The following is a 12,030-nucleotide window of genomic DNA, read 5'->3' as shown; positions in this document are numbered from 1 at the left end:
CAACGATTAGCTGGCAGATTCGTCAGAGTAGTCGCGAATAAAGCGTTCGATATCATCAACCATCGAGGTATTACCCACGAAGAACGGGCAACGCTGATGCAGCGTTTCCGGCTGCAGATCGAGAATACGGCGTGCGCCATCGCTCGCTTTGCCGCCCGCCTGCTCGGCGAGGAACGCCATTGGGTTGCACTCATACAGCAGGCGCAGTTTACCCTGTGGATGGCTTGCGGTGCTTGGATAGAGATAAATTCCACCTTTCAGCAGGTTGCGGTGAAAATCCGCCACCAGTGAACCGATATAACGGGAAGTGTAAGGGCGATGAGACGCCGCATCTTCTTCCTGGCAGAATTTCAGGTATTTTTTCACACCCTGTGGGAAACGGATGTAGTTACCTTCGTTGATCGAGTAGGTATAACCTTCCGGTGGATAGGTCATACGCTCTGCGCTCAGGCAGAATACGCCCAGCGAAGGATCGTAGGTAAAGGCGTGCACACCGCAGCCGGTGGTGTAAACCAGCATGGTGGAGGAGCCATATACCACATAGCCAGCTGCAACCTGCTGGCTGCCTGGCTGCATGAAGTCTTCTTCTTTTACCGGCGTGCCTGGCGGCGTGATGCGACGATAAATAGAGAAGATGGTGCCGACAGAGACGTTAACATCGATATTCGATGAGCCATCCAGCGGATCCATGAGAACCACATATTTACCGTTTTCTGCGCCTTCAAAGATGACGAACTCGTCTTCTTCTTCTGATGCAATACCGGCCACAATACCGCGGGCTTTCAATGCCGCTTTCAGTTTCTCGTTAGCAAACAGGTCGAGCTTCATTTGCTGCTCGCCCTGCACGTTTTCAACGCCGCTGGCACCCAGAATATCCACCAGGCCCGCTTTGTTGATGTCACGGTGAATAATCTTTGCGCCCAGTTTGATGGCGGAAATCAGCGCCGTCAGTTCACCTGTGGCGTGCGGAAAGTCGTGTTGCTTCTCGACGATAAATTCGCCTAACGTTTTCATAACACATTCCCTGAATCTACGGTGGAGTGTCAGCAGGTTTAACAAACTGCCAACGTATGCGTTCGCAGTTTAGCCGATTGAACCGCAAAGGCCATAGTCCAAATCCGTTTCTTCCGCCGTCACTCGGCGCTACACTGTGCGCCGAACTTTTAGTAACTGGATCTGTTATGCGTATTCATATTCTGGGAATCTGCGGTACTTTCATGGGTGGGCTGGCGATGCTGGCACGGGCACTGGGCCATGAGGTTACCGGCTCAGACAACAACGTTTATCCACCAATGAGCACGCTGCTGGAAAAGCAAGGCATTGATTTGACGGAAGGTTATGACGTCAGCCAGCTGGATCCGGCGCCCGATCTGGTGATCGTCGGTAACGCCATGACGCGCGGCAATCCGTGTGTCGAGGCGGTGCTGGAGCGCAACATTCCTTACCTCTCAGGACCGCAATGGCTGCACGATTATGTGCTGCGCGATCGCTGGGTGATTGCGGTAGCCGGAACCCACGGAAAAACCACCACGGCGGGCATGACAGCGTGGATTTTACAGGCCTGCGGCCTTGAACCTGGCTTCGTGATCGGCGGTGTTCCGGGTAACTTCGACGTTTCGGCAAATTTAGGAAAAACCCCATTCTTCGTGATAGAGGCGGATGAGTATGACAGCGCCTTTTTCGATAAGCGTTCCAAGTTTGTGCATTACGCGCCGCGCACGCTGATCCTCAACAATCTTGAGTTCGATCACGCGGATATTTTTGACGATCTGCGCGCTATTCAAAAGCAGTTCCACCATCTGATCCGCATCGTGCCGGGCAGCGGCAAAATCCTTTTCCCGGAGCATGACGCCAACCTGAAGCAGGTATTGGCGATGGGCTGCTGGAGCGAGCAGGAGAGCGTCGGCGACGGCGGCCACTGGCAGGCGAAAAAGCTGAAGCCGGACGCATCCCACTGGGAAGTGCTGTTTGATGGCGAGCGCGTGGCCGAGGTGAACTGGGCGCTGGTCGGCGAACACAATATGCATAACGGGCTGATGGCGATTGCTGCGGCGCGGCATGTAGGCATTAAGCCGGAAGATGCTGGTAAAGCGCTGAATGACTTCATCAATGCGCGCCGCCGTCTTGAGCTGCGTGGCGAGAGCAACGGCATTCAGGTTTATGATGATTTTGCCCATCATCCCACGGCGATTCACGCCACGCTGGCGGCATTACGCAGTAAAGTTGGTGGCCGTGCGCGCATTTTGGCCGTGCTGGAGCCGCGCTCCAACACCATGAAGATGGGCATTAACAAAGACGATTTGGCTCCCTCGCTGGGCCGTGCCGATGAAGTCTTCCTGTTACAGCCCGCCCACATTCCGTGGCAGGTCGCCGAAGTGGCTGACGCCTGCGTGCAGAAAGCGAGCTGGAGCGCGGATGTCGATACGCTGGTTGAGATGATTGCTAAATCCGCCCAACCGGGCGACACCATACTGGTGATGAGCAACGGCGGATTTGGTGGCATTCACCAGAAGTTGTTGGATCGGTTGGCGTAAGGCCGCCCAAAGCGGGGAGGTTTGCCCGGAAGCGGGCGGCTTCTTAAGGTCAACGTCTTAGGGTCAATGTCTTAAGGTCAAAAGCTATTTCGTTCTGCCTGAAGGCAGCCCTAGCAGGGCCGGCAGTCGCCCCGGCCCTGCACCCGCGCTATCCGGCAAACACAACCGCCCGCTGCGCGGGTACCCTCAGCAAAAGCCTTTTCCTGACGGACCAGGCGCGATTCGCTCCCGGCTCAACGCACCTTCTCGCCGCATCCCTGCGGCTCGCCCTGGAAAACGCTTTTGCCTCGGCGTTTGTGATGCCTCCTCAAGGTCAACACCCAAGTCAAAACCAAACAGACTAAAAAAAGTCTTAAATAAAACCCATAATTAAACCCAAATTATTGTTTTTTATATTGAAATTTTAGGGGTGAGCACTAAGCACTAAGTTTTAGACGTTCAGGCATTTGGCATTTGGCATTTGGCATTTGGCATTTGGCTTTTGGGTTTTTGGCTTTTGGGTTTTGGCTTTTGGCTTTTGGGTTTAGCTTTTGACCTGGATTTTGACCTTGAGGAGGCCTCACAACTGCTGAGGAGGTGAACATTTTAGGATGTCCCGCCATGGATGGCGGGACAAGGGAGCGCTGAGCAGGAGCGAATCGCGAGCGGTCCGTGAAGAAATGTGAGCTGACGAAGGTACCCGCTTCAGCGGGCGGTTGTGTTTGCCGGATAGCCGGGGTGGAGGGGCGGGGCGCATGCCGCCCCTGCTCGGGCGGCCCGAAGGGCAGAACGAAATGGCCGTTGACCTTAAGACGTTGACCTTAAAGCCGCCAGTAAGGCAGAACGAAATGGCCTTTGACCTTAAGACGTTGACCTTAAGACGTTGACCTTAAGACGTTGACCTTAAAGCCCGCCTGCAAGGCAAAAGCCTCCCGCTATTGTGTTTCCGCTAACTCACGCAAATACTGGAAAATCTGGCGATAAGCCTTCGGTGGCTTATTAGTCGCTTTCTCTTTCTGGGCGTTGCGGATCATTGAACGCAGCTGCTGGCGATCGGCATCGGGATAGAGTGCGATCACTTCAGCGATCACGTCGTCGCCTTGCTCGACCAGACGATCGCGCAAGCCTTCCAGCTTATGAAACAGCGCAACCTGCTGGTTATGACGGTTCTTTAACTTATCCAGCGCCAGACGAATCGGTTCTTCTTCGCGGCTGCGCAGCATTTTACCAATCAGCTGCAGCTGGCGGCGGCGGCCCTCTTTTTTAATCCGCTGTGCCAGTTCAATGGCGGCACGCAAATCATCGTCAAGCGGGATCTTATCGAGCGAGTTTTTACTCAGCTCCATCAGTTCGGCACCGAGGCGTTTCAGCTCTTCGGCATCGCGTTTAATTTCGCTCTTGCTGACCCAGATAATCTCTTCATCTTCTTCTTCGTGATTATCGGGGGCATCGTCGAGCCATTCGTCTTCGGGGTGGTTATTCATTATCAGGTTCCTGAAAAAAAGTTGGGCTCCGCTGCGCAAAAAAAAGCGATAGCGCCGAACGCAAAGCCCACTATCAAGGCGACGGCGAAGGGCAAAGATATGCTCTGCTCCTGGCCTGGAGAGCCGACAGCGGGCCTAATGCTATCAGGTTACGCCGCGACTGCGAAATTGTTCTCTGAGTCTGTTAGACTCAAATCAGCGATCCACAACCCTCAGCCGCATATTCATGGTCCTGGGCATGGCCCCAACCTCATGACGGCTCTCACTATTATGGCAGGTTCATGAACGTATCAAATCAAGTCGCAGAACAACGTAAGGTGCTGGAGCAGGCGGTCGCGATGGCGCTGGAACTGGCTAAAGCGGGCACCGATGGCGCAGAAGTCGCCGTCAGTAAAACGACCGGAATTGGCGTCAGCACGCGCTATGGTGAAGTGGAAAACGTCGAGTTCAACAGCGATGGTGCGCTCGGCATTACCGTTTATCATCAGAACCGCAAAGGCAGCGCCTCATCAACCGATCTGAGTGAAGACGGCATCAAGCGCACCGTGCAGGCGGCCATCGACATCGCCCGTTACACCTCACCCGATCCGTTTGCCGGTATGGCCGATCCCGAACTGTTGGCCTTTGACGCGCCGGATCTCGATCTTTACCATCCCGCCGATCTGGACGCCGATCGCGCCATCGAACTGGCTGCTCGCGCCGAGCAGGCGTCGCTAAAGGCGGATAAGCGCATCACCAATACCGAAGGCGGCAGCTTTAACAGCCACGTCGGCATCAAAGTCTTCGGCAACAGTCACGGCATGCTGCAAAGCTACTGTTCCAGCCGTCACTCGCTATCGAGTTGCGTGATTGCCGAAGTGGATGGCGACATGGAGCGCGATTACGCCTACACCGTGGGACGCGCGCTGGATGATTTGCAGTCGCCGGAATGGGTTGGCGAAGAGTGCGCCCGTCGCACGCTGGCTCGCCTGTCGCCGCGCAAACTCTCCACCATGAAAGCGCCGGTGCTGTTTGGCCGTGAAGTGGCTACCGGCCTGTTTGGTCATCTGGTGGGCGCTATCAGCGGCAGCAGCGTTTACCGTAAATCGACCTTCCTGCTGGATGCCATGGGGCAGCAAATTCTGCCGGAGTGGCTGACCATCAATGAGCAGCCACACCTGCTGAAGGGCCTGGCGTCTACGCCGTTTGACAGCGAAGGGGTGCGCACCCAGCAGCGCGATATCATCAAGGATGGCGTGTTGCAAACCTGGCTGATGACCAGCTACTCGGCGCGCAAGCTCGGCCTGCAAAGCACCGGCCATGCGGGCGGCATTCACAACTGGCGCATTCAGGGCCAGGGCGACAACTTTGAACAGATGCTGAAAAAGCTGGGCACCGGTCTGCTGGTGACCGAACTAATGGGCCAGGGCGTTAGCGGCATCACCGGCGACTATTCGCGTGGTGCCTCGGGCTTCTGGGTGGAAAATGGTGAAATTCAGTATCCGGTTAGTGAGATCACCATCGCAGGCAATTTGAAAGATATGTGGCGTAATATCGTCACCGTCGGCAGTGATATTGAAACGCGCAGCAATATTCAGTGTGGTTCTGTGCTGCTGCCGGAAATGAAAATCGCCGGGCAATAATCCCTTCCTGCGGGCAGCGGTCGTTGCCCGCGACTATTCCAGTCATAATAAAAACAGGAAGTGCGCCATGCGTAAGCCTTTGTTAGCAATGTTGTCGATCTCACTTTTATTCAGTAGCGCTGCGGCGCTGGCCGATCTCGAGCAGGATATGGATATGCTCAAAGGCGGCCTGCGGGTGGTCATGAAAACCGACGACCGGGCAGAAATGACGCGCGCGCTCGGCGATATGCGCAAGGCTGCGCAGGATGCCAGAACGCAGACGCCAGATAAGCTGGAAGGTCAGCCAGCGGACAGCGCGCAGGTAAAAGATTTCCATGCCGGTATCGATTCGCTGATCGCACAAATCAATGTGGTGGATAAGCTGGCGCAGGCAAACAACCTCGACGGTGCCAAAGCCGAAGCGAAAAAACTCACCGACATTCGCGACAGCAACCATAAGAAGTTCCGCTAAGACTTAATCGGGTAGCGTTCCCTTATGGCGCTATCCGCTTCACTTTCTGCCCTGCCATCACCTTTTCTTATCCTTCTCCGCCTTACTCATTTTTTTCTGCTTTTTCTGACGGCAATCGGCCCTAAGCCCTGCGTTCAGCGCCAAAAGATGCACGTTTTGTGCACTGGATCGTCTTTATCCCTCTGATTTTCTCATCCTGCGATCTCTGACCAGCATTGCGCGACCATTTCCACTTCGAGCTGGAAAAAGTGCGTCTGTAAAGCGGCGCGGCACAACGCTAAGTTGGGGTTCACGCGACAGTGGATTTTTCGCTTTAACAGGAGTGACAGGGTGAACAACGGCGCGGTTTCAGTGAGCAACACGGCGACCCCGGAGCAGATTCAGGCGTTGGCCGACAGGGTGCTGGGGCAAATCAACCGGCTGTTTGCGGCGCAGCAGATTTCGCCCAATCCGGTGCAGCAGCAGATGCTCGCTTCGCACGTTAAGGCGATGGCGCTGCGTTCATTAACCGGCGAGGCCCTGCCTGACGTCGATGCGGATCTGTTTGATGAGATCTCTCCCGCGTCGATTGCGCTGGCGCAGCAGGTGGTCGATCTGTTCGGCAATTTACCGGTTGAGGAGGCCTGGCTGTTATCCGTGCATATCGATGTGGCGCGGGAAAATCAGTAGATCCAGCGTGCCTGATATTCGATCGGGCTGCGCAATACAGACAATAAGGAAGAGAAAATGGTAACCGTAGTGATTGGCGATCGTTTAGGTAAAGGGCTGAAAGTCGCGGCTGGCGTTGAGAAAGCGGGTGGCCGTGCGGTCGTGGTGCCGGGCGTGGCGGCGGACATGAAACTGGGCGACGTGATGAAGGCTGAAGGGGCAGATTTTGGCATCTCCTTCTGCGGCAGCGGCGGCGCAGGCGCGATCACCGCGCAGAATAAATATGGCTACAAAGCGAAGCATGGCATGCGCTCGGTGGAAGAAGGCGTCACCGCGATCAACGAAGGCGCCACCGTATTGGGCTTCGGCTTTATGGATAAAGAAGAGCTGGGCGAACGGCTGGTGCAGGCCTGGAATAAAAAGTACAGCGGATGAAAGAACATTACACCACCACCGTGACCGTCAGCGGCAAAGGCGAGAGTAAAAGCCGCGCCTTTGCCGATGCGCTGAATCAGGTGCAGCATGCGGTGCTGCGCTCAACACAAAAGATCCTGCTGCGCATTGAGCCGCAGGACGTCAGGGTGATCTCTGCCCATGAAGCGGTAAAAAAAGAGGCGTTCCTGTTCTTTTTCCTTGCCCGTGAAAAACGCAGCTATCGCGTTGAGCTGGAGATTACCGTCAACGTCACGGTGATCGACACCGATAAAGTGACCTTCACGGCAGCATGAAAAACGGTGTTGTCGTGCTGGCTACAGCAGCCCGTACAACGAATAACAATGTAAAAACGTTGGCGTAAGCCGCACAGGAAGACGGATGTTTTTAATTATATTGTTTAAATCTCTGATTATCGGCGCGCTGGTGGGTGTCGGCGTAGGGGCAGGCGCGGCGCGCATGTTTCATGCGCCTACATCGCAAGGTATGGGTGCCTTTCGTACGCTGGGCGAACTTAACTCCTGTGAAGGCGATCCCGCTTCTCACTTCTCTTTTGGCCTTGGCTTCTTCTTTAACGCCTGGGCATCGTCGGTGGCGGCGGGCGCCTTCACGCAGGATGTCGATCATCGCATCATCCCCAACTGGGGCGCGGCGGCGCTGATGGTAAAAAATCGTAACCTCGCTGAAACGCTGCACGATCCGAAAAAGATGGCCATCGCCTGCGGCATCATCGGCATGATCGTGGTGGCCTTCCTTAACTCCACCGCCTCAGCGGTACCGGCGGCGCTGCAGGTGACGGCGGTAAAAGTGCTGGTGCCCGCGGCGAACCTGCTGGTCAACACGGTAATGCCGGTGATCTTCTGGCTGGCTGCGATTGACGCCGGTAAAAAATCGGGCTTCTGGGCAACGATTTTCGGCGGTCTGGCGCAACTGATCATGGGCAATGCGGTGCCGGGTCTGGTGCTGGGCATTCTGATTGGCAAAGGCGTGGAAGAGAGCGGCTGGAACCGGGTAACGCGGGTCATGATGGTGGCGATTGTGCTGCTGTTTGTGCTGAGCGGCTTCTTCCGCGGCTTCGATATGAAAATGTTGCAGTCTTTACAGCTGGGCATTCCGGGCTGGCTTGATGCGATGCACAACGCTATCAGTGGCAAATAAGGGGCAGGCGATGGAAGAGTCAAAGCAGGGTTTTTGGTATGCCGACTGGTCATTCCCGCTGTTTGTCGGGCTGCTGTCATCCGGCGTGTTCGCCGGTACGCACATGTATTACCTCTACGGTATCGGCGCCTTCAACGAGGTGGCGTTTGTGTCGATGCTGCGCGCGGGTATCGAAACCGGCGCTTATGGCGCGGTAGCCGCCTTCGGTGCCAGCTTTCTGTTTGCCCGCATCATTGAAGGCTCGCTGGTGGGTATTCTCGATATTGGCGGCGCGATTCAGACCGGCGTCGGCCTCGGCGTTCCGGCGCTGCTGCTGGGCGCGGGTATCGTCTTTCCACTGGAAAACTTTGCCGCCTCGCTGGTAACCGGCCTGTTGATCGGTCTGGCGGTGGGCTACGTCATTATCCTGGCGCGTAAATTTACCATTAATCAAAGCGATTCTACCTACGGTGCCGACGTGATGATGGGCGCGGGCAACGCCTCCGGGCGTTTCCTCGGGCCGCTGATCATTCTCTCGGCAATGGCGGCGTCCATTCCGATCGGACTCGGTTCGTTGATTGGTGCGTTGCTGTTCTATCTGTGGAACAAACCGATCACCGGCGGCGCCATCCTCGGTGCCATGATCCTCGGCGCCATTTTCCCGGTGGCGATCGCCTGATTCCACGGCGCGTCCAGTGCGGACGTGCCGTCGGCAAGGAGCATGCAATGTACGATCTTATTATTCGTCGCGCGCGACTGGTGGATGAGCAGCAGGTGGATGTGGCGCTGCACAACGGCAAAATCGCCGCGATTGCGGCGCACATCGCTGAACCCGCGATGCAGGAACACGATCTGGCAGGACGTTATTATCTGAGCGCTGGCTGGATCGACAGCCACGTTCACTGCTATCCCGCATCGCCGATTTATCACGATGAGGCCGACCAGGTCGGCGTTACCTGCGGCGTGACCACGGTGATCGATGCTGGCAGCACCGGTGCCGATGACATCGACGATTTTTATCAGCTGACGCACAGTGCCAAAACCCAGGTGCACGCGCTGATCAACATTGCGCGCAGTGGCATTGTGACCCAGAACGAACTGGCGGATATGGCGCAGATCGATGGCGAAGCGGTGCAGGCGGCGGTGCAGCGTCTGCCTGATTTTATTCTGGGCCTCAAGGCGCGCATGAGCAGCAGCGTGGTCGGCACCAACGGCGTTCAGCCGCTACAGCGCGCGAAGGCGATCCAGCGCGCGATCGGCGGGCTGCCGTTGATGGTGCACATTGGCAATAATCCGCCCGATTTGGATGAGATTGCGCCGCTGCTCAGCCAGGGCGACATCATTACGCACTGCTTTAATGGCAAACCCAATCGGGTGCTGACGCCTGCCGGTGAACTGCGGGCGTCGGTTGCCGCCGCCATGCAGCGCGGCGTGATGCTGGATGTCGGTCACGGTAGCGCCAGTTTTAGCTTTGAGGTGGCACAAGCCGCCATCGCGCAGGGCATTCTGCCCGACACCATCAGCTCCGATATTTACTGCCGTAACCGGCTAAACGGCCCGGTACGCAGCCTGGCGCATGTGATGTCGAAATTTCTCGCCATCGGCATGACGCTGCCGCAGGTGATCGCCTGCGTCACCGTGCAGGCTGCCGCTGCGCTTCGTCTGCAGCACAAAGGCGAACTGACGCCGGGCTACGATGCCGATCTGACCATCTTTGCCCGGCAAAATGCGCAGCAGGACTTTATCGATTCAGATGGCGTGCAGCAGCACGGTGAACAACATCTGGTGCCACTGGTCGCCGTCGTGGCGGGCCACTGGATGCCAACAGCAGAAGGGAAAACGCATCATGGCTTCGATCTATGAAAAGTATGGCCTGAAACAGGTAATCAACGCCTCAGGCAGAATGACGATTCTGGGTGTTTCCACACCTACCGCCAGTGTGGCTGCGGCTGTAGAAAATGGCCTGAGCCACTATTTTGAAATGAAAGATCTGGTCAACAAAACCGGCGAGCACATCGCTAACCTGCTGCAGGTCGAGAGCGCGGTGGTGGTCTCCTGCGCGTCGGCGGGCATCGCACAGGCGGTGGCGGCGGTGATTGTAAAAGATGACGCATGGCTGCTTGAGAATCTGCATGCTTCGCCACTGATCGTGCCGCACGACATTGTGCTGCCAAAAGGCCATAACGTGAATTACGGCGCGCCGGTAGGATCGATGGTGGCGTTAGGCGGCGGCAGAGTCGTGGAAGCGGGCTACAGCAACGAATGTTCTGCCGCGCAGCTGGCCGCGGCGATTACCCCACAGACCGCGGCGGTGATGTATGTGAAATCGCATCACTGCGTGCAAAAAAGCCATTTGAGCGTGGCGCAGGCGGCTACGGTTGCCCATGAACATGGCTTGCCGCTGATCGTCGACGCCGCAGCGGAAGAAGATTTACAGGCTTATTATCTGGCCGGTGCCGATCTGGTGATCTATAGCGGGGCGAAAGCCATTGAAGGCCCTTCCAGCGGCGTGGTGATTGGCCGTCAGCGCTATATAGAATGGGTAAAACTGCAGGCAAACGGCATCGGTCGGGCGATGAAAGTCGGCAAAGAGGGCATTCTTGGCCTGACTCAGGCGATCGAAGATTATCTGATCCACGAGCAGAGCAGCGGCGCACAGATGGTGGATAAAATGATGCCGTTTATCAACCAGCTTAACGGCCTGCCCGGCGTCAGCGCACGCGTGGTCTGGGACTCGGCAGGGCGCGACATTGCCCGCGCCGAGATACGGTTTGATGAGGCGGCCTGCGGCATCGGTGCCGGAAGCGTGGTTCAGGCGTTGAAAACCGGCGACATCGCCATCTATTTTCGCGGTTACAAAGCCAACGAAGGCATTATTGAAGCCGATGTACGCAGCGTTTCTGCTGACCAACTGCAGCTAATTTTTGAGGCAATCCAACGCCTGCTTACTGGAGTAGAAACCGCATGACCTTACAGGCTAATTTTTATCGCGATCGTGTTTGCCTCAACGTGCTGGCCGGTTCCAAAACCAATGCCAGCGATATCTGGCAGGCGGCTGAAGGCCACGTGTTGGTTGGCGTGCTGTCAAAAAATTACGCCAGCGTAGCGGCAGCGGTGGACGATATGCGTGATTATGCGCAGCGTATCGATAACGCGCTGTCAGTTGGGCTGGGTGCGGGCGACCCACGCCAGTCAGCGATGGTCAGCGCTATCGCCGCCGAGTTGCAGCCGCAGCATGTCAATCAGGTGTTTACCGGCGTGGCCACCAGCCGCGCGCTGCTCGGGCAACCGCATACGCTGGTGAATGGGCTGGTGTCGCCAACCGGCCAGGTAGGCTGGGTCAAAATCTCCACCGGCCCGCTGAGTTCGCTCGCCGCCGATGGCATCGTGCCGATTGCCACCGCCATCGCCATGCTAAAAGATATGGGCGGTAGCTCGATAAAATATTTCCCGATGGGCGGATTGCAGGCCATCGACGAGTATCGCGCGGTGGCGCAGGCCTGTGCCGGGCACGATTTCTGGCTTGAGCCAACCGGCGGTATCGATCCCGATAACTATGCGACGATCCTGCGGATTGCACTGGAGGCGGGCGTAGCGAAGATCATTCCGCATATCTACAGTTCGATTATCGATTCGGCAACCGGCGATACGCGGCCGCAGGATGTCAGCACGCTGCTGGCGATCACGCGCCGCGTGCTGGACGAAACCGCCTGATTTCACTGCTTTCATCGACGCGAAGGGGA

At 56.7% G+C, this 12,030-nt stretch carries 13 protein-coding genes; 11 read left to right on the top strand and 2 right to left on the bottom strand.

The window, feature by feature from the left end:
* Positions 1-6: 6 nt before the first annotated feature.
* On the bottom strand, positions 7-1,014 hold the full coding sequence (gene fbp, locus EM595_RS15155) for a class 1 fructose-bisphosphatase (protein ID WP_067433911.1): 1,008 nt from the start codon (positions 1,012-1,014) through the stop codon (positions 7-9).
* Between the two features lie 167 nt (positions 1,015-1,181).
* Here fbp and mpl point away from each other — a divergent pair, with 167 nt between their 5' ends.
* Complete coding sequence (gene mpl / locus EM595_RS15150; protein WP_067433908.1) at positions 1,182-2,534, top strand: UDP-N-acetylmuramate:L-alanyl-gamma-D-glutamyl-meso-diaminopimelate ligase; 1,353 nt, start codon at positions 1,182-1,184, stop codon at positions 2,532-2,534.
* A gap of 914 nt (positions 2,535-3,448) precedes the next feature.
* On the opposite strand, the gene yjgA is transcribed toward mpl, so the two are convergent.
* Positions 3,449-3,997 (bottom strand): ribosome biogenesis factor YjgA, encoded by a 549-nt coding sequence (gene yjgA / locus EM595_RS15145; RefSeq protein ID WP_067433905.1) that lies wholly within the window; start codon positions 3,995-3,997, stop codon positions 3,449-3,451.
* A gap of 281 nt (positions 3,998-4,278) precedes the next feature.
* Here yjgA and pmbA point away from each other — a divergent pair, with 281 nt between their 5' ends.
* The 10 genes from pmbA to dagF all read left to right on the top strand — a co-directional run bounded on the left by pmbA (position 4,279) and on the right by dagF (position 12,001).
* Positions 4,279-5,619, top strand: coding sequence for a metalloprotease PmbA (gene pmbA, locus EM595_RS15135; protein ID WP_067433899.1), 1,341 nt, complete (start codon positions 4,279-4,281; stop codon positions 5,617-5,619).
* A 67-nt stretch (positions 5,620-5,686) separates the two neighbouring features.
* Entirely contained in the window at positions 5,687-6,070 is a 384-nt protein-coding gene (gene cybC, locus EM595_RS15130) for a cytochrome b562 (RefSeq protein ID WP_067433896.1), read from the top strand.
* A gap of 330 nt (positions 6,071-6,400) precedes the next feature.
* Positions 6,401-6,739: a glycine dehydrogenase gene (locus EM595_RS15125; RefSeq protein ID WP_067433893.1), complete on the top strand. Its 339-nt coding sequence runs from the start codon at positions 6,401-6,403 to the stop codon at positions 6,737-6,739.
* Between the two features lie 57 nt (positions 6,740-6,796).
* A complete protein-coding gene (locus tag EM595_RS15120) occupies positions 6,797-7,153 on the top strand; it encodes an SFCGS family glycine-rich protein (protein WP_067433890.1) in 357 nt (118 codons plus the stop codon).
* Positions 7,150-7,446, top strand: coding sequence for a DUF4312 family protein (locus tag EM595_RS15115; protein ID WP_067433887.1), 297 nt, complete (start codon positions 7,150-7,152; stop codon positions 7,444-7,446). The genes EM595_RS15120 and EM595_RS15115 overlap by 4 nt, the downstream gene beginning before the upstream one ends.
* A gap of 85 nt (positions 7,447-7,531) precedes the next feature.
* Complete coding sequence (locus tag EM595_RS15110) at positions 7,532-8,308, top strand: DUF4311 domain-containing protein (protein WP_067433884.1); 777 nt, start codon at positions 7,532-7,534, stop codon at positions 8,306-8,308.
* A gap of 10 nt (positions 8,309-8,318) precedes the next feature.
* Positions 8,319-8,966 (top strand): EF_0833/AHA_3914 family membrane protein, encoded by a 648-nt coding sequence (locus tag EM595_RS15105; RefSeq protein WP_067433882.1) that lies wholly within the window; start codon positions 8,319-8,321, stop codon positions 8,964-8,966.
* Positions 8,967-9,013: 47 nt separating this feature from the next.
* Positions 9,014-10,150 carry an EF_0837/AHA_3915 family putative deacetylase gene (locus tag EM595_RS15100; RefSeq protein WP_067433878.1) on the top strand — a complete coding sequence of 379 codons (1,137 nt, stop codon included), beginning with the start codon at positions 9,014-9,016 and terminating at the stop codon, positions 10,148-10,150.
* Positions 10,134-11,255: a DgaE family pyridoxal phosphate-dependent ammonia lyase gene (locus EM595_RS15095; RefSeq protein WP_067433875.1), complete on the top strand. Its 1,122-nt coding sequence runs from the start codon at positions 10,134-10,136 to the stop codon at positions 11,253-11,255. The genes EM595_RS15100 and EM595_RS15095 overlap by 17 nt, the downstream gene beginning before the upstream one ends.
* A complete protein-coding gene (gene dagF, locus EM595_RS15090; RefSeq protein WP_067433872.1) occupies positions 11,252-12,001 on the top strand; it encodes a 2-dehydro-3-deoxy-phosphogluconate aldolase in 750 nt (249 codons plus the stop codon). Before EM595_RS15095 ends, dagF begins: the two co-directional genes overlap by 4 nt.
* Positions 12,002-12,030: the final 29 nt, after the last annotated feature.

Source organism: Duffyella gerundensis (assembly GCF_001517405.1).
Taxonomy (GTDB): Bacteria; Pseudomonadota; Gammaproteobacteria; order Enterobacterales; family Enterobacteriaceae; genus Duffyella; species Duffyella gerundensis.
Note: the sequence above shows the minus strand (reverse complement) of the source record. Positions and strands in the feature narration are given on the sequence as shown.

Excerpts from the sequence above, each read along its gene's own strand:
- fbp (WP_067433911.1), bottom strand. The coding sequence starts at position 1,014 with ATGAAAACGTTAGGCGAATTTATCGTCGAGAAGCAACACGACTTTCCG.
- mpl (WP_067433908.1), top strand. The coding sequence starts at position 1,182 with ATGCGTATTCATATTCTGGGAATCTGCGGTACTTTCATGGGTGGGCTG.
- yjgA (WP_067433905.1), bottom strand. The coding sequence starts at position 3,997 with ATGAATAACCACCCCGAAGACGAATGGCTCGACGATGCCCCCGATAAT.
- pmbA (WP_067433899.1), top strand. The coding sequence starts at position 4,279 with ATGAACGTATCAAATCAAGTCGCAGAACAACGTAAGGTGCTGGAGCAG.
- cybC (WP_067433896.1), top strand. The coding sequence starts at position 5,687 with ATGCGTAAGCCTTTGTTAGCAATGTTGTCGATCTCACTTTTATTCAGT.
- EM595_RS15120 (WP_067433890.1), top strand. The coding sequence starts at position 6,797 with ATGGTAACCGTAGTGATTGGCGATCGTTTAGGTAAAGGGCTGAAAGTC.
- EM595_RS15115 (WP_067433887.1), top strand. The coding sequence starts at position 7,150 with ATGAAAGAACATTACACCACCACCGTGACCGTCAGCGGCAAAGGCGAG.
- EM595_RS15110 (WP_067433884.1), top strand. The coding sequence starts at position 7,532 with ATGTTTTTAATTATATTGTTTAAATCTCTGATTATCGGCGCGCTGGTG.
- EM595_RS15105 (WP_067433882.1), top strand. The coding sequence starts at position 8,319 with ATGGAAGAGTCAAAGCAGGGTTTTTGGTATGCCGACTGGTCATTCCCG.
- EM595_RS15100 (WP_067433878.1), top strand. The coding sequence starts at position 9,014 with ATGTACGATCTTATTATTCGTCGCGCGCGACTGGTGGATGAGCAGCAG.
- EM595_RS15095 (WP_067433875.1), top strand. The coding sequence starts at position 10,134 with ATGGCTTCGATCTATGAAAAGTATGGCCTGAAACAGGTAATCAACGCC.
- dagF (WP_067433872.1), top strand. The coding sequence starts at position 11,252 with ATGACCTTACAGGCTAATTTTTATCGCGATCGTGTTTGCCTCAACGTG.